The sequence below is a fragment of the Stenotrophomonas sp. GbtcB23 genome (assembly GCF_019091045.1).
Classification (GTDB): domain Bacteria; phylum Pseudomonadota; class Gammaproteobacteria; order Xanthomonadales; family Xanthomonadaceae; genus Stenotrophomonas; species Stenotrophomonas rhizophila_A.
Genome location: NZ_JAGXKC010000565.1, coordinates 1 through 248 on the forward strand (window position 1 = coordinate 1; position 248 = coordinate 248).

Below are 248 nucleotides of genomic sequence, written 5' to 3' on the forward strand. Positions count from 1 at the left end.
GTGGAAGGCGGATTGGCCGCAGCGGGAGTTCTCCCATCAACTCTTCGGCAAAGATGGCGCATACGTTGCTCCGTTGGTGGACGGGGAGCGTTACCGGCTGCGACACGTACATATTGTTCCGTTCAATACCCACTCGCGTAAGCGCTGGTTCGTCGTGCTCAGGCGCCGCGGTCGCAAGACGAGTGACCGTCATCTGGTTTACGTCGGGGATGACAACGGCAACTTTGGACTGATCTACATACTGGATG

At 57.7% G+C, this 248-nt stretch carries 1 protein-coding gene; it reads left to right on the forward strand.

The window, feature by feature from the left end:
- Window positions 1-248 (forward strand): type II toxin-antitoxin system YafO family toxin (locus KVS69_RS20130; RefSeq protein WP_217540015.1); only part of this gene is annotated, 248 nt, incomplete at both ends.